16 protein-coding genes and 1 tRNA gene are annotated in these 24,406 nt (G+C 69.5%); 13 read left to right on the top strand and 4 right to left on the bottom strand.

From position 1 onward, the window contains the following. Window positions 1–8 precede the first annotated feature (8 nt). Entirely contained in the window at window positions 9–1,508 is a 1,500-nt protein-coding gene (locus HNO80_RS10440; RefSeq protein WP_175322790.1) for an NAD-dependent succinate-semialdehyde dehydrogenase, read from the top strand. Here the strand turns inward: HNO80_RS10440 and HNO80_RS10435 are convergent. Genes HNO80_RS10435 through HNO80_RS10425 form a run of 3 tightly spaced genes read right to left on the bottom strand, consistent with a single transcriptional unit; the run spans window position 1,505 to window position 6,621 of the window. Beyond that, the gene (locus tag HNO80_RS10435) at window positions 1,505–4,015 is read right to left on the bottom strand and encodes a transglutaminase TgpA family protein (protein ID WP_175322789.1); all 2,511 of its coding nucleotides are present in this window, start codon (window positions 4,013–4,015) and stop codon (window positions 1,505–1,507) included. The two genes, HNO80_RS10440 and HNO80_RS10435, sit on opposite strands and share 4 nt — an antisense overlap. Then, on the bottom strand, window positions 4,012–5,415 hold the full coding sequence (locus tag HNO80_RS10430) for a DUF58 domain-containing protein (RefSeq protein ID WP_175322788.1): 1,404 nt from the start codon (window positions 5,413–5,415) through the stop codon (window positions 4,012–4,014). The genes HNO80_RS10435 and HNO80_RS10430 overlap by 4 nt, the downstream gene beginning before the upstream one ends. A gap of 15 nt (window positions 5,416–5,430) precedes the next feature. Further along, window positions 5,431–6,621 (bottom strand): AAA family ATPase, encoded by a 1,191-nt coding sequence (locus tag HNO80_RS10425; protein ID WP_175322787.1) that lies wholly within the window; start codon window positions 6,619–6,621, stop codon window positions 5,431–5,433. 159 nt (window positions 6,622–6,780) lie between these two features. Between HNO80_RS10425 and HNO80_RS10420 the strand changes: the two genes are divergently transcribed. The 5 genes from HNO80_RS10420 (at window position 6,781) to HNO80_RS10400 (ending at window position 13,169) form a co-directional block, all read left to right on the top strand. After that, window positions 6,781–7,713 (top strand): TatD family hydrolase, encoded by a 933-nt coding sequence (locus HNO80_RS10420; protein WP_175322786.1) that lies wholly within the window; start codon window positions 6,781–6,783, stop codon window positions 7,711–7,713. 282 nt (window positions 7,714–7,995) lie between these two features. Continuing rightward, a complete protein-coding gene (locus tag HNO80_RS10415) occupies window positions 7,996–9,183 on the top strand; it encodes a resuscitation-promoting factor (protein ID WP_217500786.1) in 1,188 nt (395 codons plus the stop codon). 142 nt (window positions 9,184–9,325) lie between these two features. Next, complete coding sequence (rsmA, locus tag HNO80_RS10410) at window positions 9,326–10,234, top strand: 16S rRNA (adenine(1518)-N(6)/adenine(1519)-N(6))-dimethyltransferase RsmA (RefSeq protein ID WP_175322785.1); 909 nt, start codon at window positions 9,326–9,328, stop codon at window positions 10,232–10,234. Between the two features lie 58 nt (window positions 10,235–10,292). After that, complete coding sequence (locus tag HNO80_RS10405) at window positions 10,293–11,255, top strand: 4-(cytidine 5'-diphospho)-2-C-methyl-D-erythritol kinase (protein WP_175322784.1); 963 nt, start codon at window positions 10,293–10,295, stop codon at window positions 11,253–11,255. An 84-nt stretch (window positions 11,256–11,339) separates the two neighbouring features. Further along, window positions 11,340–13,169 (top strand): ABC-F family ATP-binding cassette domain-containing protein, encoded by a 1,830-nt coding sequence (locus HNO80_RS10400; RefSeq protein WP_175322783.1) that lies wholly within the window; start codon window positions 11,340–11,342, stop codon window positions 13,167–13,169. Window positions 13,170–13,471: 302 nt separating this feature from the next. Here HNO80_RS10400 and HNO80_RS10395 read toward each other — a convergent pair whose 3' ends face one another. After that, the gene (locus HNO80_RS10395) at window positions 13,472–14,071 is read right to left on the bottom strand and encodes a TetR/AcrR family transcriptional regulator (RefSeq protein ID WP_175322840.1); all 600 of its coding nucleotides are present in this window, start codon (window positions 14,069–14,071) and stop codon (window positions 13,472–13,474) included. A gap of 197 nt (window positions 14,072–14,268) precedes the next feature. Here HNO80_RS10395 and HNO80_RS10390 point away from each other — a divergent pair. The 7 genes from HNO80_RS10390 to HNO80_RS10360 all read left to right on the top strand — a co-directional run bounded on the left by HNO80_RS10390 (window position 14,269) and on the right by HNO80_RS10360 (window position 24,288). Further along, window positions 14,269–14,340 (top strand) — tRNA-Gln (locus HNO80_RS10390). Between the two features lie 214 nt (window positions 14,341–14,554). Further along, on the top strand, window positions 14,555–16,045 hold the full coding sequence (gene glmU, locus HNO80_RS10385; RefSeq protein ID WP_175322782.1) for a bifunctional UDP-N-acetylglucosamine diphosphorylase/glucosamine-1-phosphate N-acetyltransferase GlmU: 1,491 nt from the start codon (window positions 14,555–14,557) through the stop codon (window positions 16,043–16,045). Window positions 16,046–16,050: 5 nt separating this feature from the next. Continuing rightward, complete coding sequence (locus HNO80_RS10380; RefSeq protein WP_175322781.1) at window positions 16,051–17,031, top strand: ribose-phosphate diphosphokinase; 981 nt, start codon at window positions 16,051–16,053, stop codon at window positions 17,029–17,031. Window positions 17,032–17,325: 294 nt separating this feature from the next. Further along, complete coding sequence (locus HNO80_RS10375; RefSeq protein ID WP_175322780.1) at window positions 17,326–17,952, top strand: 50S ribosomal protein L25/general stress protein Ctc; 627 nt, start codon at window positions 17,326–17,328, stop codon at window positions 17,950–17,952. 99 nt (window positions 17,953–18,051) lie between these two features. Further along, window positions 18,052–18,639, top strand: coding sequence for an aminoacyl-tRNA hydrolase (gene pth, locus HNO80_RS10370; RefSeq protein ID WP_175322779.1), 588 nt, complete (start codon window positions 18,052–18,054; stop codon window positions 18,637–18,639). A gap of 185 nt (window positions 18,640–18,824) precedes the next feature. Next, window positions 18,825–21,572, top strand: a complete 2,748-nt coding sequence (locus tag HNO80_RS10365; RefSeq protein WP_175322778.1) for a helix-turn-helix transcriptional regulator — start codon at window positions 18,825–18,827, stop codon at window positions 21,570–21,572. Next, a complete protein-coding gene (locus tag HNO80_RS10360) occupies window positions 21,559–24,288 on the top strand; it encodes a helix-turn-helix transcriptional regulator (protein WP_175322777.1) in 2,730 nt (909 codons plus the stop codon). The genes HNO80_RS10365 and HNO80_RS10360 overlap by 14 nt, the downstream gene beginning before the upstream one ends. Window positions 24,289–24,406: the final 118 nt, after the last annotated feature.

The raw sequence follows: 24,406 nt of genomic DNA, 5'->3' as shown, positions 1-24,406 counted from the left end.
GAGTCATTGTGACTGTAACTGCCCAGCCCACCGTTACCGCGGAGCGCGAGGCCGCACTGCTGGCGTCCGTGCCGACAGGCCTGCTGATTGACGGACAGTGGCGTCCGGCCGCGTCCGGCAAGACGTTCGACGTCGAGGATCCCGCCACCGGCAAGGTGCTGCTGAGCCTGGCCGACGCCGGTCCCGAGGACGGTGCCGCCGCCCTGGACGCCGCCGCCGCCGCGCAGGAGTCCTGGGCCAAGGTCCCGCCGCGGGAGCGCGGTGAGATCCTGCGCCGCGCCTTCGAGCTCGTCACCGAACGGGCCGAGGACTTCGCGCTGCTGATGACCCTGGAGATGGGCAAGCCGCTGGCCGAAGCACGCGGCGAAGTCACTTACGGCGCCGAGTTCCTGCGCTGGTTCTCCGAGGAAGCCGTCCGCGCGTTTGGCCGCTACTCGGTCTCCCCGGACGGCAAGTCCCGGCTCCTGGTGACCAAGAAGCCGGTGGGCCCCTGCCTGCTGATCACGCCTTGGAACTTCCCGCTGGCCATGGCCACCCGCAAGATCGCCCCGGCCGTCGCCGCCGGCTGCACCATGGTGCTCAAGTCCGCGAACCTGACGCCGCTGACCTCGCAGCTCTTTGCCGCCGTCATGCTGGAAGCCGGCCTGCCCGCGGGCGTGCTGAACGTGATCCCGACCTCCACCGCAGGCGCCACGACCGGCCCGCTGATCAAGGATTCCCGCCTCCGCAAGCTCTCCTTCACCGGCTCCACCGAGGTCGGCCGCCGGCTGCTCGCGGACGCCTCCGAGACGGTGCTGCGGACCTCGATGGAACTCGGCGGCAACGCGCCGTTCGTGGTGTTCGAGGACGCCGACGTCGACGCCGCGGTGGCCGGCGCCATGCTGGCGAAGCTGCGGAACATGGGCGAGGCCTGCACCGCGGCGAACCGCTTCATCGTGCACGAGTCCGTGGCCGACGAGTTCGCGGAGAAATTCGCCGCGAAGATGAAGGGCATGACCACGGCCCGCGGCACCGAGGCGGACTCCAAGGTCGGCCCGCTGATCGATGCCAAGAGCCGCGACAAGGTCCACGAGCTGGTGACTGACGCGCTGTCCGCGGGCGCCGTCGCCGTCCTGGGCGGCTCCGCCGTCGAGGGCCCCGGCTACTTCTACCAGCCCACCATCCTCAAGGGCGTCACCGAGGGCACCCGGATCCTGTCCGAGGAAATCTTTGGACCCGTCGCCCCGATCATCACCTTCGACACCGAGGACGAGGCCGTCCGGCTCGCGAACAACACCGAATACGGCTTGGTGGCGTACGTCTTCACTAAGGACCTCAACCGGGGCATCCGGATGGGCGAACGCCTAGAAACCGGCATGCTGGGCCTGAACGCCGGTGTCGTGTCCAACGCGGCCGCACCGTTCGGCGGAGTCAAGCAGTCCGGCCTGGGCCGCGAGGGTGGCCTCGAAGGCATCGAGGAATACCTCTACACCCAGTACATCGGCATCGCCGACCCCTACGCCGGCTAGCTTCGGCGGAGCCTGCGGACGGCGTCGCGGACCCTGGACCAGGACTCCGCGGCGCCGCGTCCGGCTTCCCTGGCCGGGACCGAAACGGCCCGCAGCGGTGTCCATGCCCGGCGCCGCCAGCGGGCCGTGAGCGACGGCGGCAGCCAGGTGGCGCGCCAACGGGTCCACCACGAAGCGTGGGCGCGGAACGCGTCCCGGACCAGTTCGACCCTGTCCGCGGGGGAGCCCCGCAGGGAGTCCGGCAGGGAGTTCCCCGCCGGGGAGTCCGTGCCGGGGCGGCCGTACCGCTGGCGTTCAAAGTCGCCGCTCAGGGAGGCCACGGCAGCGTGGGCCGGGGCGTCCACGCCGCCCGGCTCGCCGAGCGCCGCCGAACCGCGCAGCCGGGCGGAAAAATGCCGCGGCGTTTCGCTGCTGTGCGGCGGGATCCCGAAGTCCGTGGCCAGGTCCCGCAGCTCCGCCCAGGCCGGGGCAGCTGCCCCCGACAAGCCGGAGGCCTTGAGCCGCCGCCGCCGAAGGCCGCCGCGCGCCAGCGCCGGGGCCGCCAGCAGCAGGAGCACCAGCAACAGCCCGCCGCCGTACAGCAGCGGGACCAGGCTGCTGCCGGACCCGTCCCCACCCGCGGCCGCCGGCAACGGCAACGGGGCGGGGGCAGGGGCCGCCGTGGGTTTGAGATCATCCTCGGGGATCAGGCCGTCGTTGTTCTCGTTGGTGCTGGCGCCGCTGCGCGCCGCCGGCTCGGTGGCGTAGCCCGGCACCACGCCGCGCGAGGGGGTCGGCTCGAAGGCCACCCAGCCCACGCCCTGGAAGTAAAGTTCGGGCCAGGCATGCGCGTCACGGGCGTCCACCTCATACTCGGGCAGCGCCCCCAGGCCCGGGATCGTCACGGTGGACCCGGTGGCGCGTCCGGGAGCGTAGCCGACGGCGACCCGGCTCGGGATCCCCTCCAGCCGCGCCATCACGGCCATCGCCGAGGAGAAGTGGATGCAGTAGCCGCTCTTCTGGGCCAGGAAGTCCGCCAGCACGGACAGCCCGTTGCCGTCGTAGCCGCCCTGGACGGGGGACTGGAGCGAGTAGCTGAACTGCGCGGAACGCAGGTACTGCTGGATCGCCATGGCCTTGGCGTAGTTGCTGCGGCTTCCCGCCGTGACCGTGTCCGCGGTCTGCCGCACGATCTGGGGGACGCTGGCGGGGACCCGGGTGAAGGTGTCCGGCACTGCCTGCGTCCTGTCCGGGGATTCAGCCAGCACGGCCCGGGTGAGCTTCGGCGCCACCGACGCCACAACGTATTGCTGGTCGCGGGAGTTGGTGTCCACGCCCTTGATGCTCAGCGTGGCCGGATCCCAGCTCCACCGGCCGGTCAGGCCGTTCACCGACTCGGGCGCGTAGGGGGCGGGCAGGTACGGGCTCGTGAACTGGCCCGTGTTGACGGCCGTGACCACCCGGACCTGTTCTTCCACGCTGGGAGAGGGGCCCGGGTCCATCCTTCCGGTGCCCGGTTGCCGGCTGGCGTCACGGTCGTCCGGAGCCCACGCATCGCCGTCGAAGCTGTCCACGGTGACGGAGCGCAGGTACGGCGCCTGGGAGGCGTTGGTGGCGTAGGTAATCCGTCCGTCGCCGGTGGGGCTGCGGAGGCTGTTGCCGAGGCTGATCATGGGGTTCAATCCGCTCGCCGATCCCCAGGGATTCAGCCGGGATCCCTGCGGAAAGATGCCCTGGTCGAAGCCCGGGATGGCCAGCTGGAACAGCAGCGTCAGGACCAGCGCCATCGCCCCGGTCAGGGAAGCGCGTTTGAGCTGGCCGGGATTGCGCGCCGTGTCCGCCCGGGTCCGGGAGTTGGGGTGGAACCAGTGGCTGCTGGCCAGGATCATGAGGTAGCCCGCTGCGGCGCCGGTGAAGCCCAGCCAGCCGACGCTCTGCGGTTTCACCATGGCCGGAACCACCAAGATGGCCAGGATCCCGAGTCCGCTGGTCGCCGGCAGCGCGAGCGGGACGGCGAGGGCATCGACCAGGATCACCACCAGGCCGAGCACCCCGCAGACCAGCAGGACGATGCCGGCGTTGGGCGCCACCGGTGAACTCTCGGCGAGCACGGTCTCGCTGGCCCGCCGCAGGTACCTCAGCAGCTGGGCCATGGTGTCTCCGGACGGGATGAAGCCGGCGATGCTGTGCTGGCGGAAGAAGGTGAAGGTGAGGACCAGGGCCAGCGCCACGAAGCCTCCCGCGCCGACCAGGACGCCGCGCAGCCGTAGGGCCCGGAGCCCCGCCATCGCCAGCGCGACGGCGAAAACCGTGGTGAGCGCTGCCGGGTACCAGGCCCAGCCGCGCAGCACGCCGTTGAGCCCCAGCGCCGCGCCGGCGACGGCCACCGCGACGGCGAGCCCCATTGCCCAGGGCTCGACGCCGGCACCCTTCGGCCCGGCGGCCGCGCCGGACACCGGGACGGAGGGCCGTCCGGGCTCGGGCGCGGACGGTCCCGGTGCCTTGCTGCGCTGTGGGGTCAGGGTCATCGCCGGCCTCCCGCGACGGGCCGCGCTCCGTCGGCCGCCGCTGATCCTGCGGCCGGCGGAAGCCCGGCGGCGCCGTCCTGGTCGAAGGCGGACCAGGCGGCCGGCAGCGGGGTGGCCGCGGAGACGGCGACGGCGCGCCAGCCGCTGCGGCGCAGGATCTCCAGGACCGGCCCGGTGTCAGCCGCGCGGTCGGTGACCAGGAGGGCGAAGGCATTCGCGCCGAACCCCGCCGCCGGGGCCAGCGCGCGCGCCTCCGCCGGCGAGAGACGGCCCAGGATCGCGAGGATCGGCCCCCGCAACCGGTGCGCGGAGAGCTTGTCCATCAACCGGTCGTCGAAGGGCTGCGGCCCGGCGTCGGCGGCGGCGTGGCGCGGACCGCTGAGCGCGATGGCGGCCAGGCTCTCCGCGATGGACTGCAGGCCGCCGGCCCCGGCGTACTCGTCGGTCTCCGGCTCCGGCGCCGAGGGCGAATTCAGGAAGGCCGGATCCCCGGCCGGATCCAGGCAGCGCAGCGCGTAGTTGCGCTCGCCGAGGTGGGCGCTGATGGACATCGCGGCCGTGACGGCCCATTCGAACGCGTCGCTGGTGACCAGTTCATGCCCGTCCGCAGCCGCGCCGCCTGAAACATAGCCGGCGCCCTGCGCGTAGGCCTGGAAGCGCTGGTCCAGGATGATCGTCGCTTCCGGAGTCGTGACGGATTCCTCCTGCCGCACCATGAGGGAGCCGTGCCGGGCGGTTGCCGCCCAGTGCACGCGGCGCATCGGATCGCCGTGCCGGTACTCGCGGGTCATGACGTCGTCGTCGCTGGGGTTGGCGCGGATCCGCGTCGCGGTGACGCCGTCGTGGCCGCGTGCGCCCGCGAGCCCGGTCGCGGGGAGCTCGACGGCGGCGGGGGTCACCGTGAGGACGTCGCCGGCGTCGATCGCGTGCCGGTGCACGGAGAGCCCGAAGGGGTCGCTGAATTCGGCCGTGACCGGCCCGATCAGGAACTGGCCACGTTTCGCGCTCCGAAGCTGGTATTCGTAGCGGCTGGTCCCCGCGACGGCGGTCCGCGCCGGGAAGCGGAACACCGGGGACTGGCCGAAGCGGGACGGCAACTGCTCCTCCATCAGGGCCAGGCCGCTGCCCGGACCGGTGCGGGCCACCGCCAGCTTGACGGTGGTCGTTGCGGAGGTCTCCACCGGGGATGGGTTGAACTCGCGGTAGACCCGGAACCGCGGCTTCAGCACGCGCGTGCCGGCGAGGGACAGCAGCGGCAGGGCCAGCAACAGGAGCGCCAGCGCCAGCAGGTCGCGGCGGCCCAGTAGTTGAGCGGCCAGCAGGGACAGGACGCCCGCTCCCAACAGGCCCCAGCCGCGCGAGCTGAAGATGTGCCTGGGGAACCGGTCCAGCAACGCCACGGCCGCGTCAGCCCCCTAGCGGCCGGTGGGGAGGGTCGACGGCCGCGCGGCGGAACGGCCGCCGTCGCTGCCGGCCCGGGCCTGCGCCGGCGCCGTTTCCTGCCCGACCGGCACCCTCGCGAGGATGGACCGGATGACGCTCTGCGGCGTCTCACCGGTGCTGGCGGCCTTGCGGTCCAGGATGATCCGGTGGGCCAGCACCGATTCCGCCACGCTCACGACGTCGTCGGGCAGCACGAAGTCGCGGCCCTCCAGAGCGGCGGTGGCCTTCGCCGCACGCAGCAGCTGCAGCATGGACCGGGGGCTCGCGCCAAGCCGGAGCATGGCGCTCTCCCTCGTGGCGCGGCCCAGGGCCACCGTGTATTCCTTGATCGGGCGGGATACGTAGACCTGCTGGACGGTGGCGATCATGGACGCCACCTCGTCCGCGGTGACCACGGCCGTCACCCTGGTCAGCGGGGACGTGGCCTGGTGGGTCTCCAGCATCTCCATCTCGGAGTCGCGGTCCGGATAACCCATCGAGATCCGGGCCATGAAGCGGTCGCGCTGCGCTTCGGGCAGCGGATAGGTGCCTTCCATCTCGATCGGGTTCTGCGTCGCCACCACCATGAAGGGTTCGTCCAGTTTGTAGGATTTGCCGTCCACCGTGACCTGGTGCTCCTCCATGCACTCCAACAGTGCGGACTGGGTCTTGGCGGAGGCGCGGTTGATCTCGTCGCCGATCACGATGTTGGCGAACACCGCGCCGGGGCGGAACTCGAACATCCGGGAGGCCTGGTTGTAGATGGACACGCCCGTAACATCGGACGGCAGCAGATCCGGGGTGAACTGGATCCGGCTGACGGAACAGTCGATGGTCCGGGCCAGGGTCTTGGCCAGCAGCGTCTTGCCCACGCCCGGAACGTCCTCGAGGAGCAAGTGTCCCTGGGCGAGGAGCACCGTCAGCGCCAGCTTGGCTGCTTCGGCCTTGCCGTCGATCACCGTGTTGATGGCCCGCAGGATGCGCTCGCTGGCGGAGTGGAAAGCCGCCGCCTCCATCGGCGCTGGCAGCGCGGCCCCGGGCTGTTTCCGGGTCCCGGGTCCGGCCGCGGCGGCTTCTGTCACCCCGGCTCCTGTGACACCGGCCTCTGTCGCCCCGGCTCGCGCAGGGAGGCCCTGCGGCTCCGGCAGCGCTTCGTCAACGGAGGTGCGTCGGTGGTAGTCCATCGGCAGCCTTTCAGCCCTGGTGCGGTCCGGGCGGAGCGGCGGGAAGGCCGGGCCCCCACTGCTGCACGCCTGTCTTGGTATCAGCGTACTAACACAACTGACAAAGCAGACAGAGAGTTCCGGGTAATTCTCCGCCCGGCCCGCGGCTAGGCTGGAAGGATGTGCAATCCGCTCACCCCCGCCCCCTTCCGCGAGACCGGCAGCGACGGAAGCGGCGCCGGTCCGTCCGAAACTGTCCCGTCCGGCCGGAAGCCGTATCCGCCGGCGCCGGAACCGCTGCCCGTCCCGGTGATGGACAACCACACCCACCTGGACTTCCCGGATGCCGATTTTTCCAACGGGGGCCCGGCAGTGAGCATCAAGGACGCCCTCGACGCCGCCGAGGCCGTGGGGGTCCGGGGCGCCGTGCAGGTGGGCTGCGACCTTGAGTCATCCCGTTTCACCGTGCGGGCGGTGGAGGAGGATTCCCGGCTGCTGGGCGCCGTCGCCCTGCACCCCAACGACGCCCCGGCCTACGCGGCCCGCGGCGAACTGGAGGAGGCGTTGGCGGAGATCGAGGCGCTGGCTTCCCACCCGCGGATCCGTGCCATTGGCGAGACCGGCCTGGATTTCTTCCGCACCGAGGGGGAGGGGCTGGCCCAGCAGCGGTACTCCTTCCGCCGCCACATCGATATCGCCAAGCGGCTTGGCCTGACGCTGCAGATCCACGACCGCGACGCCCACGACGACGTCGTGCAGGTGCTTCGCGAGGAGGGCGCTCCGGAACGGGTGGTTTTCCACTGCTTCTCCGGCGGCGAGGAGCTCGCCCGGACCTGCAACGCCGAGGGCTGGTACATGTCATTCGCCGGGACGGTGACCTTCAAGAACGCGGCGAACCTGCGCGCGGCCCTGGCCATCGCCGAGCCCGGACGCATCCTTGTCGAGACCGACGCCCCGTTCCTCACTCCGCACCCGCACCGGGGGAGGCCGAACGCCAGCTACATGATTCCTTACACGGTTCGGGCGATGGCGGAATTGACAGGTCGGGAGCTCTCCGCGCTGTGCACCCAGCTGGCCGAAAATACCCTGCAGGCATACGGATCCTGGGACTAAAAACATCACTCGCCGTCACTCTGGCAACATACCGGGTATGCACAAAATCTTGGTTGGTTTATAACGCTACGGTTACAGTGGACAACTATTAGCCGGGGTCGGGGAAGGCCTTCGGATAATTTCACTACCTCAGGGCGCGCATTGTGGCAAAGAATCCACGTGTGCGCTCTCGTTTGGAAGTGTGGCAGTGCCCGCGTTTTCCGCAAATATCCGGAGCTGTTCCGGAACTGCCCTTGGGGGTGTTTGCGCCGGGGAAACGTGTGCGCTTTTCCCCGTGCCCGGATGGTCCAAAAGATATGGGCAATCGTGGTCAAGTTCTTCACATCGGACGGCAAGTTCAGCTTCGTCAAGGTCGGCGCACAACTGGTGGTGCTCGTGGCACTCGTGCTCGGCCTGGTCGCCTTCGTTGGCAACAACAAGACGGTCACCCTCAACGTCGACGGACGAGTGAGCTCCGTGCAGACCTTCGGCGGCACCGTCGGCCAGGTGGTCCGCGGCGCCAAGGTCGAGCTGCAGGCCGCCGACAAGGTGTCGCCTTCGGCTGAATCCCATGTGCAGGACGGATCCGTCATCAACGTCAACCTCGCCAAGGCCGTGAAGGTCAGCGTGGACGGCGCGGAGCGGACCATCACCACCACCGCGCCCACCGTCGAAGGGCTCGTGACGGAACTCGGCGTCGCCTCCGCCTCGAAGATTTCCGTTCCGAAGGACGCGCAGCTGGCCGTCTCCGGTTCCTTCGTCAGTATCTCGACGCCGAAGGCCGTGACGCTCGTGGCCGACGGCAAGGCCACCAAGACCACCACGACGGCGGCGACCGTCGGCAGCGTCCTGGCCGACGCCGGCATCAGGCTCGGCGCCAGCGACCGCACCTCGCAGCCCGGCAACGCGCCGGTCGTCAACAACATGGTGGTCAAGGTCTCCCGCGTTGACACGTCCAAGACCGCGGCCACCACCGAGGCCGTACCCTTCGAGACGCTGACCGCCGAGGACGGGGCGCTGCCGAAGGGCGAGCAGAAGGTCATCCAGGCCGGTGTGGCCGGCAGCATCAGCAAGAGCTTCAAGCTGGTCCTCGTGGACGGCCGTGTCGCCTCCCGGACGCTCGTGGCCCAGAAGGTCACGCGCGAGCCGGTCACCGAAAAGGTCAGCATCGGCACCAAGGAGAAGCCCAAGGTGGAGGCTGCCGCCCCGGCCGCCGCAAACACCGGCGCCGCGGCTCCGGCGATGATGAACGTGGGAATGTGGGACAAGATCGCGCAGTGCGAGTCCGGCGGCAACTGGTCCATCAACTCCGGCAACGGTTACTACGGCGGGCTCCAGTTCGACGTCCAGACCTGGCTGGGCGCCGGCGGCGGCGCCTATGCCCCCAACGCCAGCCAGGCCAGCAAGGCCCAGCAGATTGCCATTGCCAACCGTGTCTACGCGGAGCGCGGTCTGTCCCCTTGGGGCTGCGGCTGGGCGGCCTCCAGCTGACACCCCATTTCCGGCCCGCGTGGCCGGTCAGGTAACCACGGTTGCCGCATCGGCTGACCACCGCCGCGGCGCACCTTCGAAGGCCGGTCCCGGATCCCCGGGACCGGCCTTCGGCGTTGCCGCCGCGGGATAGGATACCTAGGTGACTGAACCGACCCCCTCCGCCCCCGTCGAGCCCTCCGCGGCGCCCTCCGGTGCCCCTGCACAGCTCCTCGGCGCCTCCGACATCCGCAGGCTGGCCGAGGAAATCGGGGTCCGTCCCACCAAGACCCTGGGCCAGAACTTCGTCATCGACGGCAACACCATCCGGCGCATCGTCGCCGCGGCGGACATCAGCGCGGACGAGACCGTGCTGGAAGTCGGTCCGGGACTCGGTTCGCTGACCTTGGGCCTGCTGGACGCCGCCACCTCGGTCGTCGCCGTCGAAATCGACCCGGTCCTCGCCGCCAAACTCCCCGACACCGTGGCCCGCTGGCGCCCCGACGCCGTCGAGAACTTCCACCTGGTCCTCGCCGACGCGATGAAGGTCACCGCGCTGCCGGTTCAGCCCACGGCGCTGGTGGCCAATCTTCCCTACAACGTGGCCGTCCCCGTCGTGCTGCACCTGCTGCAGCATTTCCCGAGCCTGCGGCACGGCCTGGTCATGGTCCAGGACGAGGTGGCCGACCGGCTCGCCGCCGGCCCGGGTTCCAAGACCTACGGGGTCCCCTCGGTCAAGGCGGCCTGGTACAGCGGCATGCGCAAGGCCGGTGTGATTGGAATGAACGTCTTCTGGCCGGCGCCCAAGATCCATTCCGGGCTCGTCGCCTTCACCCGACGGGAACCGCCGGCAACCTCCGTCACCCGGGAAGAGGTCTTCGCCGTCATCGATGCGGCCTTCGCCCAGCGGCGCAAGACCCTCCGGGCCGCACTGGCGGGCTGGGCCGGAAGCGCCGCCGAAGCCGAACGCTGCCTCCGGGCCGCCGGCGTCGACCCCACCGCGCGGGGCGAAGTGCTCGATATCACCGCATTCGCCCGCATCGCCGAAGCGCACGCCCAGCCCGGCTCCTGACCGCCGCGGCTGACGGTTCTGCTTGGAGCCTCAGCCTGCCATGCCATAGCGTGGAGCCATGAACGCAGTGAGAGGGCGCTTTGCCGCCAGGACTGTCCGGGTCAAGGCACCCGGCAAGGTGAACGTCTCACTGGATGTCGGACCGCTGCGCGCGGACGGCTACCACTCGGTGGCAAGCGTGTACCTGGCCGTGTCCCTGTATGAAGAAGTCGCCGCCACCAGCACGGACACCGGCGAGATCACGGTCAGCATCAGCCCGGCCAGCACCCTGGACCTGGACGGCGTGGACATCCCGCTCGACGAGCGGAACCTGGCGTACAAGGCCGCGGCCATCATGGCCGATGTCTCGGAGCACTCCACCGGCGTCCACCTCGAAATCACCAAGCGGGTTCCGGTCGCCGGGGGGATGGGCGGCGGCTCGGCCGACGCCGCGGCCACCCTGCTGGCCTGCGACGCGCTGTGGAACAGCGGGCTCTCCCGGGACGAACTGGCCCACCTCGCTGCCGAACTCGGCGCCGACGTGCCGTTCTCCCTGCTGGGAGGGACCGCCGTCGGGCTGGGCCTGGGCGACGAGCTCTCCCCGGCGCTGGTCAAGGCGCAGACGGACTGGGTGCTCGTCACCGCGGACTTCGGCCTGCCCACCCCCGGGGTCTACAAGACCCTCGACCGGCTGCGCGCGGACGAGGGGGTGGAGGTCGAGGAGCCCACCGCCGTCGATCCCCGCGTCCTCGCCGCGCTCCGCAGCGGCGACGCCGACGCGCTCAGCCGGGTCCTGGTCAACGATCTGCAGCGCGCCTCGATCGAGCTGGCACCCGGGCTGCGCGACGTACTCGGACTGGGCGAATCCTGCGGTGCGATCGCCGGGATTGTCTCCGGTTCGGGACCCACCGTGGCGCTGCTGGCGCACAGCCCGGCCGCGGCCGAGGGACTCGCCGAAGACCTGCGCCACCACGGCCTCGACGCCCTGGCGGTCCACGGCCCGGTGCACGGCGCCCGGATCATTTCCGATACGCTCCTTTAGTAGCTTTGACTGTATATACGTCAGAGCTACGTCAGCTAAGCAGCGTCTTTAGCTCGACCATTTCATCTAGGAAAGCAGTTCCCAGTGGCACACCTGCTCGGCGGCGAGAACCTCACGGTCTCGTACGCAACCCGTACCGTCCTCGATGGCATCACCCTCGGCCTTGAAGAGGGCGACCGGATCGGCATGGTGGGCCGCAACGGCGACGGCAAGTCGACGTTGATGCGGCTGCTGGCCATGCGTGCCACCCCGGACTCCGGCCGGGTGACCAAGCGCAGCGAGGTCAACATCGGCTACCTGGACCAGAGCGACGTGCTCGACGGCGACCTCACCGTCGGCGCCGCGATCGTCGGGGATCAGGCCGATTACGAATGGGCCCGCAACCCGCAGATCCGCGAAATCATGGGCGGCCTCGTGTCCGACGTCGACTGGCACGCCAACGTGCACGCGCTCTCCGGCGGGCAGAAGCGCCGTGTGGCGCTGGCCAAGCTTCTGATCGAGGACCACGACGTCATCATGCTCGACGAGCCCACCAACCACCTCGACGTCGAGGGCGTCGCGTGGCTGTCACGGCACCTGAAGACCCGCTGGCGGCCCAACCAGGGAGCCTTCCTCGTGGTCACCCACGACCGCTGGTTCCTCGATGAGGTCTGTACCAAGACCTGGGAAATCCACGACGGCATCATGGACCCCTTCGACGGCGGCTACGCCGCCTATGTGCTGGCCCGCGCCGAGCGTGACCGTTCCGCTTCCGTGATGGAAAGCAAGCGCCAGCAGCTCGTCAAGAAGGAACTTGCCTGGCTCCGGCGCGGTGCCCCGGCCCGGACGGCCAAGCCGAAGTTCCGGATCGAGGCAGCCAACGCCCTGATCGCGGATGTCCCGGAACCGCGCGACTCGACGGCCCTGAGCAAGATGGCCACGGCCCGGCTCGGCAAGGACGTGCTGGACCTCGAGCACGTCTCGCTCGACTTCCTCGGCGGTGAGCCCGGGCAGAAGCTCTTCGACAACATCACGCTGCGGCTCGCCCCGGGTGAACGGCTGGGCCTGGTGGGCGTCAACGGCGCCGGCAAGACCACCCTGCTGAAGCTCCTCAACGGCGAAATCCAGCCCACCTCCGGGAAGGTCAAGCGCGGCAAGACCGTGGTCACCGCGGTCCTGACCCAGGAGGTCAAAGAGCTCGACGATGTCAAGGACCTGCGCGTCATCGAAGTGATCGAGCGCGAGAAGCGCTCCTTTAACGTCGGCGGCAAGGAGTTCACCGCCGGCCAGCTCGTGGAGCAGCTCGGCTTCACCAACGAGAAGCAGTGGACCCCGGTCAAGGACCTCTCCGGTGGCGAACGCCGCCGCCTCCAGCTCCTGCGCCTGCTAGTGGGGGAGCCGAACGTGCTGATGCTCGATGAGCCCACCAACGACCTCGACACCGACACCCTGGCCGCCGTCGAGGACGTGCTGGACGGCTGGCCGGGCACGCTCGTGGTCGTCAGCCACGACCGCTACCTGCTGGAACGCGTCACGGACCATCAGATGGCCCTGCTCGGTGACGGCAAGATCCGCGCCCTGCCGCGCGGCGTGGACCAGTACCTCGAACTGCGCGAAGCGGCGCTGGCCGGCTCCACCATCACCGGCGGCGGCAATCCCGTCACGGCCTCCGGCGGCGCCTCGACCCCCGCCGCAGCCGGGCCGTCCGAGGCCGAGAAGCGGGACGCCCGCAAGGCCAAGAACCGGATCGACCGCCAGCTGGGCAAGCTCACACAGCAGGAAGACAAGATCCACGCCCAGATGACCGCCGGAGCCGGCGACGCCTCCAAGTTCGACGAGCTGGCGGCCCTCAACGCGAAGCTCCAGGAACTCGCCGCCGAACGCGAAGCCCTCGAACTCGAATGGCTCGAAGCCCTCGAGGTCCTCGGCGAGTAGCCCTACCGGCGGCGCCGGACATGTCCCGCGTGCGGGGTGAGGAATGGACATGCCCGCTCCGGCCCTGCCGGACGTGTGGACATGTCCCTCAGCCAGGCTCGGCGATGGGCATATTGGTGATATGTCCATTGCCCGCGAGCAGGGATGGGCATGTCCCTCAGGTGAGCACGCGGAGGATCGCTGATTCTCTCGTTCTGCGCACTCCCGGCTGCCGTGTCGCGGACTCACCGAATGACCGCCGGGCGAAGGGCCACTGCGCCGCGTAGGTGACCACTGGGTAACCAGCCACTGGGCGGGGTAGCTCAGTCGTCGCTGCGGAGTTCGGGTTCCTTGCTCAGGCCGGTGAGGCCGTTCCAGGCGAGGTTGACCAGGTGCGCGGCTACTTCGCGTTTGTCCGGGGTCCGGCTGTCCTGCCACCACTGCCCGGTCATCGCGACCATGCCGACCAGCATCTGGGCGTACATGGCGCCGTCGGCTGCGCTGAAGCCGCGGCGGGCGAACTCGTCGGCCAGGATGTACTCGACCCGTGCCGCCACCTGCGAGAGCAGGGTGGAGAACGCCCCTTCGGGCTGCGACGGCGGGGCGTCACGCATCAGGATGCGGAAGCCGTCGGTACGGTCCTCGATGTAGCCCAGCAGGGCCAGGGCGGCCCGCTCCACCAGGACGCGCGGCTTGGCCTCCTCGGAGAGCGCCTCGTTGATGGAGCTGAGCAGGATCCGGAACTCGTACTCCACCACCTGGGTGTAGAGGCCTTCCTTGGAGCCGAAGTGTTCGTAAATCACCGGCTTGGAAACGCCGGCAGCGGCGGCAATCTCGTCGAGGGTGGTGCCGTCCAGGCCGCGGAGGGCGAAAAGTCCCCTGCCGATGCCGATCAGCTGGGTGCGGCGCTGGGGCCCGGTCATTCGCGACCGGGGGATGTAACCGGGAGCCCGCACCGGCCTGCCGGTGCGGTGGTCCGCCCCTCCGGACACCCCTGCGCTGTTGCTCACAGCACCATCATGCCTCACGGCGGACCCCGTCCCCGGGCGCTGAGTCGCACGAGCAACATCCTTCGTGGCAGAATTGTCTCTTGTGCCACCGGCTCGCTGCCGTGGCATGGTCCGCTCTGGTGTAATGGCAGCACCCCGGCCTTTGGAGCCGTGGAGTATAGGTTCGAGTCCTATGGGCGGAACTGTCGCGGGAGCTCGCAGCCGGAGGGACCGGTCCGGGCGGGCGGGGGCCGGCGGAAGTCCAGTAGGATGAAGAGCATGCCGCGACCGGAATGCGGTCCGGCACGGCCGCGCGGAGCCGGCAACAAGGTGGACCACCTGGCTGTCGCCCCGGGTCAACCGAGATCGACCGAGCAGCGGCACTGAGTCAGGCCACTGAGCAAGGAGAGCCCGTACGTGAGCCCCGAGAACACCGGCCCCGCCGCCGTCATTGTCCTAGCTGCAGGTGCCGGTACCCGGATGAAATCCCGTACCCCGAAGATCCTCCACGAGATTGGCGGACGCTCCCTCGTCGGCCACGCCCTCAACGCCGCCCGTGCCATCCGGCCGCGCGAGCTGGCCCTCGTGGTCCGCCACGAACGCGACCAGGTCGCCGCGCATATCGCCGAGATCGACCCGGACGCCCTGATCGTCGACCAGGACGACGTCCCCGGCACCGGCCGTGCCGTCGAAGCCGCCCTCGAGGCCCTCGACGCGCTCCACCCCGAGGCCCGGCTGAGCGGAACCGTCGTTGTCACCTACGGCGACGTCCCCCTGCTCACCGGCGAACTGCTTTCCGAACTGGTCGCCGTGCACGAGGCGGACGGCAACGCCGTCACCGTCCTGACCGCCATCCTGGACGATGCCACCGGCTACGGCCGCATCCTCCGCGGCGTGGACGGCACCGTGACCGGCATCCGGGAACACAAGGACGCCAGCGACGCCGAACGCGAAATCCGCGAGATCAACTCCGGCATCTACGCTTTCGACGCCGGCGTGCTGCGGGACGCCCTGGTCCACGTCACCACGGACAACTCGCAGGGCGAGAAGTACCTCACCGACGTCCTCTCCCTGGCCCGCGCCGCCGGGGGACGGGTCGCCGCCGTTGTGACCGAAGACCGCTGGCAGGTTGAAGGCGCGAACGACCGCGTTCAGCTCTCCGCCCTCGGCGCCGAACACAACCGACGCATCGTCCAGGCCTGGATGCGCGCCGGCGTCACCGTTGTCGACCCGGCCACCACCTGGATCGACGCCACCGTGACCCTCGACGAGGATGTCCGCCTGCTGCCCAACACCCAGCTGCACGGCGCCACCACCGTGGCGCGCGACGCCGTCGTCGGCCCGGACACCACGCTGACCGACGTCCGGATCGGTGAAGGCGCCAAGGTGGTCCGCACCCACGGGTCCGGCTCCACCATCGGCGCCAACTCCAGCGTCGGCCCCTTCACCTACCTGCGCCCCGGCACTGTCCTGGGCGAGACCGGCAAGATCGGCGCGTTCTACGAGACCAAGAACGTCACCATCGGCCGTGGCTCGAAGCTCTCCCACCTCGGCTACGCCGGCGACGCGGAGATCGGCGAGGACACCAACATCGGCTGCGGCAACATCACGGCGAACTACGACGGCGAGAAGAAGCACCGCACGGTGATCGGCTCCGGTGTCCGCACCGGTTCCAACACCGTGTTCGTGGCTCCGGTCCAGGTGGGCGACGGCGCGTACAGCGGCGCGGGCGCCGTGATCCGCAGCGACGTGCCCGCCGGTGCCCTGGCCTTGTCCCTCGCCAAGCAGCGGAACTCCGAAGGCTGGGTCATCTCGCACCGCCCGGGCTCCATCTCCGCCGCGCTGGCCGAGGCCGCCGGCGCCACCTCATCATCTTCCAGTACTCCGGCATCGACAGAAGAGGGCTAGCAAACATGAGCGAAATTACGGCACACGGGGAGAAGAAGCTGGTGCTCGCCGCCGGGCGGGCACACCCGGAGCTGGCGCGCGAGATCGCCAAGGAGCTGGGCACCGAACTGTTGCCCCTGGACGCCTACGACTTCGCCAACGGCGAGATCTACGTCCGGGCCGGCGAAAGCGTCCGCGGCACCGACGCCTTCGTCATCCAGGCGCACCCGGCACCGCTGAACAACTGGCTCATGGAGCAGCTGATCATGATCGATTCGCTCAAGCGGGCCTCCGCCAAGCGCATCACCGTGGTCTCGCCGTTCTACCCGTACGCCCGCCAGGACAAGAAGGGCCGCGGCCGCGAGCCGATCTCCGCCCGCCTGGTCGCGGACCTGTACAAGACCGCCGGCGCCGACCGCATCATGAGCGTGGACCTGCACACCTCGCAGATCCAGGGCTTCTTCGACGGTCCCGTGGACCACCTGATGGCGATCCCGCTGCTCGCGGACTACATCCGCACCCGCGTCGGCTCTGACAAGATCACCGTCGTGTCACCGGACACCGGCCGTGTCCGCGTGGCCGAGCAGTGGGCCGAACGCCTCGGCGGCGCGCCGTTGGCATTCGTGCACAAGAGCCGTGACCTGACCGTGCCCAACCAGGCGGTCTCCAAGACCGTCGTGGGCCAGATCGAGGGCCGCACCTGCGTGCTGATCGACGACATGATCGACACCGGCGGAACCATCTCCGGCGCCGTCCAGGTGCTCAAGAACGCCGGCGCCAAGGATGTCATCATCGCCGCGACCCACGCCGTGTTCTCCGACCCGGCATCGCAGCGCCTCGCCGAATCCGGCGCCCGTGAAGTCGTGGTCACCAACACGCTGCCGATCTCCCCGAGCAAGCACTTCCCGCAGCTCACCGTGCTGTCCATCGCTCCGCTGATCGCCCGGGCTATCCGCGAAGTCTTCGACGACGGCTCCGTCACGAGCCTCTTCGACGGCAACGCCTAGCGGCGAAGCCAGCAACACCCCGCCGCGTGCCCGTCCGGGCAGCCGGCACCCGGTGCCGGGCCCCCTTTTCGCTAAACGGGGCCCGGCACTGCTAAACTCGTTCCGATACCTTGGCGAGGGAGAGCACCGGTAAACCGCTTGCACGGATAATGTGCATGGTTAGCTGTACTGCTGGTCTCCGTTATCGACTGGGTCTGAATCTCCCTTCTGAAGGGCGGCCCGGCCGCCCGGCGTTGAAGGTCGCTGACAGACCTCCGCCCTTGCTGAACACCGTTCGTCCCAGAGGAGATATCCATGTCTGAGCAGAAGCTCGCAGCAGAAGTACGCACCGAATTCGGCAAGGGCTTTGCCCGCCGCGCCCGCATGGCCAACCAGATCCCGGCCGTCATCTACGGCCACGGCGCCGAGCCGATCCACATCACCCTGCCGGCCAAGGCCACCACCCTGGCCGTCCGCACCGCCAACGCCCTGCTGTCCCTGGACATCAATGGCGAAGAGCACCTGGCCCTGGTCAAGGACATCCAGCGCAACCCGATCAAGCAGATCATCGAGCACCTCGACCTGCTGACCGTCCGCAAGGGCGAGAAGGTCACCGTTGACGTCCCCGTTCACGTCACCGGCGAGGTTGCCCCGGGCAACGTCCACAACCTCGAGATGACCACCATCTCGCTCGAGGCCGAGGCAACCCACCTGCCGACCGCCGTCGAGGTCAGCATCGAAGGCCGCGCCGCCGGCGAGCACATCCACGCGTCCGACGTCGTGCTGCCGAAGGGCACCCTCCTGCTGGCCGACGCCGACGCCCTGGTCGTCAACATCTCCGAAGCCGTCGAAATCGTCGAGGAAGAAGAGACCGCGGAAGAGGCTGCTCCGGCTGCCGAAGGCGCGGAAGCCGCAGAGTCCTCCGAGGCTGCCGCCGAGTAATTCCGGCGCATTCTCAGGTGGCCGGGTCCCAACGGGGCCCGGCCGCCGTCGTCTCCGCCCCCGCCGCACCTGGCCCGACGCCCCAAGAAGGATGGATCCATGACTGACAGCTGGCTGATCGTAGGCCTCGGCAACCCGGGTGCCGAATACGCCCACAACCGGCATAACGTGGGTCAGATGGTGCTCGACGAACTCGCACACCGGGTCGGCGGCGGCTTCAAGTCGCACAAAGCCCGCGCCCAGGTCCTCGAGGGCCGGCTCGGTATCGGCGGTCCCCGCGTGGTGCTGGCCAAGCCCCTGAGCTACATGAATGTCTCCGGCGGACCGGTCTCCGCGCTGGCGAAGTTCTACGACATCGAGCCCGCCCGCGTCATTGCCGTCCACGACGAGATCGACATTCCTTTCAACACCGTCAAGCTCAAGATCGGCGGCGGTGAGGGCGGCCACAACGGCCTCCGCGATATCTCCAAGGCGCTGGCCACGAAGGACTACCTGCGGGTCCGCGTGGGCGTGGGCCGGCCGCCGGGCCGGATGGACACCGCCGATTTCGTGCTGCGGGACTTCGCCGCGCCGGAGAAGAAGGAACTGCCGTTCCTGATCGACGCGGCAGCCGACGCGGTGGAGGCCCTGGTCCGTGACGGACTCCAGTCTGCCCAACAAAAGTTCCACCCCGCGAAGGCCCAGTAGCCGCCGTCGCCCTGCCCCGACGGCGGGAGCCGCAGTGACACGCGCCCGTCCCACGTGCCGGTCTTCCTTTCCAAGCGTCCCGGCTTCCCGTTATGATCTGTCTACTTGTCGGGGGATAGGGTTACGCTACTTCTAGGCGGACGGTTTCAGGTTTGCCGTCCGCACAGCGGTACGAAGGAAACTAGATGTCGAGGGATTCACTGGGCTGGGGGAATGTTTCCACCGCACTGGCACCGGCCGAAGTTCAAGCGGCCGCGGGGCCGGTGAACAGACACGCGTGGTCCGGTCTGGCACGGGGCGCCGACGCCGACCGTGTGCGGACCGCCCTCACCGCGCCCGACAGCATGGGCGTGGTCATCACGGGGGACCGGGGAGTCGGCAAGTCCCTCGTCGGACGCAGTGCCCTCGCCGGCTTCGGTCCGGACGTCTTTACACTCCAGCTCCGAAGTTCCGGGTCCGGCTCCGCCACGCCCTACGGATGCCTCGCCTTCACCCTCGCCCGGCTCCCGCAAAGCGCCCTCGGATCGCCCACCGCGATCCTGCACGGCATCACCTCGCTGATCCGCAACGACGCCGCCGGCCGAAAGTGCGTGATCCTGCTGGACAATGCGGGCTCCCTCGACGAACAAAGCACCGGGGTGCTGCTGAACCTGCTGCAAACCGGAACGGCCAGGCTCGTCGCCACCGCACAGCGCGCCACCGACCTGCCGCCCGACTTCTACTGGCTCATCACCTCCGGGCAGCTCGCCGAGGTCCGGCTCGACTCCATGACCGAGATCGAAACCCGCGAAGTGCTCCAGGCTGCGCTCGGGCACCGGGTTTCAACCGCCCTGGCAAGCCAGATGCACGAACTCGTCGGCGGCAGCCCCACGCTCCTGCAGGCCGTCGTCTCGGAGCAGATCGAACGCGGCAATCTGGTGCTTTCCGGCTCCGTGTGGACGCTGGTGGACGAGGTCGTGCTGGACGGGAAGACGGCGCTGGAGGACATCGTCAGGGCACGGTACGCCAGGGAATCGCCCGAGGCGCGGGAAGTGATCGAGGTGCTTTCCTGCGCACGCTGCATGTCCCTGTCCCGGCTTGCCCGGATGTACGGCCCGGGACTCATCGCTGATATGGAGGATGCGGGGCAGATCGTCGTCGACCGCACCGACCAGCACCTCGTGACGCTCGGGGACCGGTACCTGGGCGACATCGTCCGGAACTGGCTGAGTGTCGAGCGCCGGCTGGAGCTGCGGGACAAGGTTCCCGGCCACCAGGAACATGAGCTGGCGGAACTGACCGTCGAGGACCTGCTGGCCTACGCGGCCTGGACGCACGACTGTCACGCCGAGCTGGCGCCGGCCCACGCGCTGGCGGCAGCCCAGGCCGCTGTCCGCCTCTTCGACCCGAAGTTCGCGCTCAAGTGCGCCGGCAGCATCAGCTCCGGCGACGGCGAATGGCCTGCGGGGCAACTGCAGAAGGCCGCCGCGTACCTGCAGCTGGGGCTTCCCCTGCAGGCGATGTCCGCCCTCGACGACATTTCCGAGGCACAGATCAACGGGCTCGAGCCGGAGGCCTTCGCCGAGCTGGTCGCGGCCAAGGCCGACTGCATGGCGTGGCTGGAGGACCGCAGCGGGAAGGTGCCGGAGCTTATCCGGCAGGCCCGGCTGAGGCTGCAGGAATTCCGGCAGGGCGACCCGCCGGCCGGCGCTGAAGCACTGGCACGCGCCGGACTGTGCCTCGACCTGTGCGAGTTCAATTACCTGTCCTTCATCGGCGACTACGAGCCGATGATGGACCGGCTCCGCGCCGCCGCCACGGCCGCCGACGCCGACGCGCTGGACCCGGTGCACCGGCTCCGAACCTCGATCATCCTGATGGAAGCCCTCTGCGTGACGGGCAAAGAACTCGAGGCCCGCCAGCTGATGCGCGAGATTGGCGGGAAGCTGGGTGACTGGTCCAACGTCCCGCGGATCCGGGAGAACTTCGCCTGGCGGGCCTTCAACGTCCTGCTGCTCTCGGGCCAGTGGCGCCAAAGCATCGACATGCTCAAGGACGCCAGCGGGCGTGCCGGGCACGGCCTGCATTCCGGAAGCGCCGCCACCGACCTCGCCGTCGGGCTCGCCTATGTGTACGCGGGCCGGGGCTACCTGGCCCTGGACCCGCTGCTGGCCGCGATCGCTCAGCTTGAAGTCAGGACCAGCCTGCACGCGCTCCGGCAGGCCTACGCCGCAACGGCCTTTGCGTACGCGCAGATGGGCAATTCAGTGCAAGCCACCGTCTACCTGGACCGCGCACGGTCCGCCGACGGGCCGGCGCGCTTCGTGATCAGCAGTTCGACCGACTTCTGCATGGACATGGCCTCCCGGTGGCTGGGCGATCCCGAAGCGAAGGACCGGCTGGTTCACGCCGCCGAGCGGCACTTCCGCAACGGCCGCTACACGCTGGCCGGGATCTGCATGCTGGGCGCCACGGTCAACGGCAGCGTCAAGGACTTCCAGTTCATGGAAGACATCGCAGCGCTCCGGCAGGGCCCGCTCGCGGAGCTGTCCCGCGTGGTGGCGGTCGGAAGCCGGAAGAAGGACGCCGTCGTAATGCTCGAGGCGGCCGGACAGGCCGCCGCCCTGGAGCTCGACGCCGTCCAGGCCAGGTGCGCGGCGCTCGCGTTCGACTTTGCCAAGGCGGCCGGGCTGGCGGGGAGCGCGACTGCGGCGCACACCATGCTGGAAGCCCTGTCCGAATCGGTGCCGGCACTCCCAATCGTCCCGCGGACCAAGGGGCCCCTGCTGACGGAGCGGGAGCGGCAAATTGCGGCCCTCGCCGGGAATGGAGTTTCCAACAAGGACATCGCCCTGGAAGTGGGTATTTCGGTTCGAACGGTGGAGGGGCACTTGTACCAGGTATTCACGAAACTCGGGGTGTCCTCGCGGAGTGATCTGCTTGGACTCATCTAGGGCCCGCGCGGAAGCGCCTGTCGAGGAGGAGGACCGCGTCCTGACGGGGCGCTCGGAAGACGTAAGCTCCGCGGTGGAGGCCCTGCAGGGCGGCACGCGGGTCGCCGTACTGCTGCTTGGGGACCACGGAATCGGCAAGTCAACGCTGATGGAGGCCGTCGCGGCCAAACTCAGCGGCGAGGTGACCCCGGTGCGCTTGCACGGCAGCCCGGCCCTGAGCCACGTGCCGTACGGCGTGCTGGCGCCGTTCATCCTCGACCTGCCCGTCGAGGATGCCACCTCCCAGCTGGCCGTGTTGCGGATCTTCTGGAGCTACCTCGAGGGGGAGCGGCGGGCGACCCAGAAACCGCTCCTGCTGATTGTCGACGACGCCCACGACCTGGATGAGGCGACGGCCGGTGTCCTCGTGGAGCTCGCCGCCGCCGGCTGGGCAAAACTACTCGTCAGCGCGGCGGCCCGCCCCGGACTGCCGGAGCCGCTCCTGCAGCTCTGGTTCGAGGGCATCGCCGAACGTCACGACCTGCGCCCGCTCACCCGGGAGCAGACCACCGAAATCCTGGCGCACCAACTGGGTCCCCAGGTCCTGCCCAACGTCGCCGAGGTCCTCTGGGAGGCGTCCGCCGGCAACCCGCTGCTGCTCGGCTGCCTGGTCGACGACGCGAAAAATGACGGTACGCTGCTCCAGCGCAACGGAGTGTGGCTGCTGTCCCGCCCGCTGAACAGCCACGGCGAACGGCTGACCGACGTCGTGCGTCGCCAGCTGCTCCGGCGCTCGGCCGACGAACGCAAGGCCCTGAACCTCGTAGCACTGGCGGAGCCGGTGTCCCGGACGCTGATTGAAGCCTTGGTGGACGAAGCCACCGTGGCGGGGCTGATCGAAGAGGAGCTGCTCCGGGTTTCGGACGCTCCCCAGCCTGAACTGCGGCTGTGGCATTCGGTCTACGGCGACACCCTCCGGAACCTGATCTCCCCGGCACGCAGCCTCCAGCTCCGGCAGAGCCTGCTGCGGCTGATGGACCGGGAACCGGCGTCGGCCGAGGGCCTCCTCCGCCACGTGAGCTGGTCGATGGAATGCGGCGTCGAGGTCGAGGACCGGCAGCTGCTCCGGGCAGCGGTGCTCGCCAGCAGGCTCTTCGAGGACGACCTGGCTCGCAAGGCGGCGTCCCAGGTCAAGGACCCGGAGCTGCAGATCGCGGCGCGGTCGGTGATAGCACGCACGCACTACAACACCTCCAACCATGCGGCTGCCCGGGACATCCTGGAGGCGGATTTCGCCAAGGGACGCACGGTGGCGAGCCTGCTCACCGGGTCCCTGCTGTGGGCGGCGGTCCTCTCCGCACTGGGGCATTCCCCGGCCGACATCATGAAGCGAGCTGACGCACTGCTGCGCGCCGGCGAGCGTCTCGCCGCGGACAACCCCGGCGACGCCGAAAGCATCCTTACCGCGACCCGCGACCGGGTGCGGACCATCCGCAGCATGGTCCTGGCCCTGGCCGGCGAGGGCGCAGCGGCCGCCGGAGCCCCGGACCGGGAAACCGGCGGCAATGTTTCGGGCGGGGACGATGACGGACAGCCGGCCAACAATCTTGACAGGGCCTTCAGCCTGGCCCTCCAGTCGGAGCAGCTGCTGGTTCAGGGCAAACCTGACAGCGCCTACGCGGCGGCCAAGGCAGCCCTGGAGGCAGCCGGGGCCGACCACGGCGAATTGTATTTCCTCTCCGACTTCCTGATGGTCCGCGCCGTCACTGCGGTTATCCACGCAGGGGACTGGACCGCGGCGGAAAGCCTGCTGGGAGGGTTCGTGGCGGCCTTCGGACCAAGCCTGATCTCCTTCGGCGGCGGAGTGCACGCGGCCACCGGAATCATCCTGCTATACCAGGGCAAGGCGGCGGAGGCCAAACGGACGCTGCGTGCGGCGCTTGAGGCCCTGCGGGTAGCGGATCCCCAGCAACTGTTTTCCCTGACGGCGGCCATGGCCTTTGCCGCCGCCGCCGAGGTCGGCGCCACAGAGAAAGCCGCAGGGTTGCTGGCGGACTACGAATCCGCCCGGCCGGCCGTCTCCAGATACCTGCGGACGCTCTCCGAGATGGCGGTGGTGTACGGCAAAGCCAGGCTGGGCGGCCACCGTCGCGCGGCGGAGGAGCTGGAAAAACTGGGCAGGCCCGACGGCGCCCCCAACACCGCGGGACTGGAGTTCGACGCCCTGGCTTTCAGACTGGCCCTCGGCGATCCGGAGGCTGCCGTGCGCCTGCGGGAGCTCAAGCCGGCACTGGAGGGCCGCCGGGCGGCGGCCGTCTGCGGCTACGCCGAGGCACTCGGCACGGAGCAGCCCGCGCAACTGCTTGACGCTGCCAAGAGCTGCGAGGAAGCCGAACTTTGGGGCTTCGCGGGCCTGGCGTACGGCGCCGCCGCAAGCGCCTACCACGCCGCCGGCGACACGCTGCGGGAGCGGATGGCAGTGTCGCAGCAGCAGCGCTGCCGGGATCGTGCCGAGAGCCTGCCGGGGCAGGAACCGGACGGGCAGGACGACACCCTCGGACTCCTGACCCGCCGGGAACGTGACATCGTGGCGCTGGCCGTCCGCGGCCTGAGCGACCGTCAGATCGCCGCGGAACTGCAGGTCTCGGTCCGGACAGTTGAGGGCCACCTGTACCGCAGCTACGCCAAGCTGAACATCAGCGGACGCGACGAACTTCGAAGGGTGGCCGGGGAGTAGGTGTTTCCTGCTTCGCCGGAGCGCACCACACCCGCGGCACTCGAAGACCGCCGGCGACTACTTGGTTTGCCGCCCGGGGGCGCCGTGGGGTTTCCGAGTACAGCCACGTAGACCCGGG

It is taken from the genome of Arthrobacter sp. C9C5, assembly GCF_013359735.1.
Taxonomy (GTDB): domain Bacteria; phylum Actinomycetota; class Actinomycetes; order Actinomycetales; family Micrococcaceae; genus Arthrobacter.
The sequence above is the reverse complement of the archived record's forward strand: the minus strand, read 5'-3'. Positions and strand labels throughout refer to the sequence as shown.

Excerpts from the sequence above, each read along its gene's own strand:
- HNO80_RS10415 (WP_217500786.1), top strand. The coding sequence starts at position 7,996 with ATGGTCCAAAAGATATGGGCAATCGTGGTCAAGTTCTTCACATCGGAC.
- HNO80_RS10420 (WP_175322786.1), top strand. The coding sequence starts at position 6,781 with ATGTGCAATCCGCTCACCCCCGCCCCCTTCCGCGAGACCGGCAGCGAC.
- HNO80_RS10425 (WP_175322787.1), bottom strand. The coding sequence starts at position 6,621 with ATGGACTACCACCGACGCACCTCCGTTGACGAAGCGCTGCCGGAGCCG.
- pth (WP_175322779.1), top strand. The coding sequence starts at position 18,052 with ATGACTGACAGCTGGCTGATCGTAGGCCTCGGCAACCCGGGTGCCGAA.
- HNO80_RS10375 (WP_175322780.1), top strand. The coding sequence starts at position 17,326 with ATGTCTGAGCAGAAGCTCGCAGCAGAAGTACGCACCGAATTCGGCAAG.
- HNO80_RS10395 (WP_175322840.1), bottom strand. The coding sequence starts at position 14,071 with ATGACCGGGCCCCAGCGCCGCACCCAGCTGATCGGCATCGGCAGGGGA.
- HNO80_RS10405 (WP_175322784.1), top strand. The coding sequence starts at position 10,293 with ATGAACGCAGTGAGAGGGCGCTTTGCCGCCAGGACTGTCCGGGTCAAG.
- HNO80_RS10380 (WP_175322781.1), top strand. The coding sequence starts at position 16,051 with ATGAGCGAAATTACGGCACACGGGGAGAAGAAGCTGGTGCTCGCCGCC.
- HNO80_RS10365 (WP_175322778.1), top strand. The coding sequence starts at position 18,825 with ATGTCGAGGGATTCACTGGGCTGGGGGAATGTTTCCACCGCACTGGCA.
- HNO80_RS10435 (WP_175322789.1), bottom strand. The coding sequence starts at position 4,015 with ATGACCCTGACCCCACAGCGCAGCAAGGCACCGGGACCGTCCGCGCCC.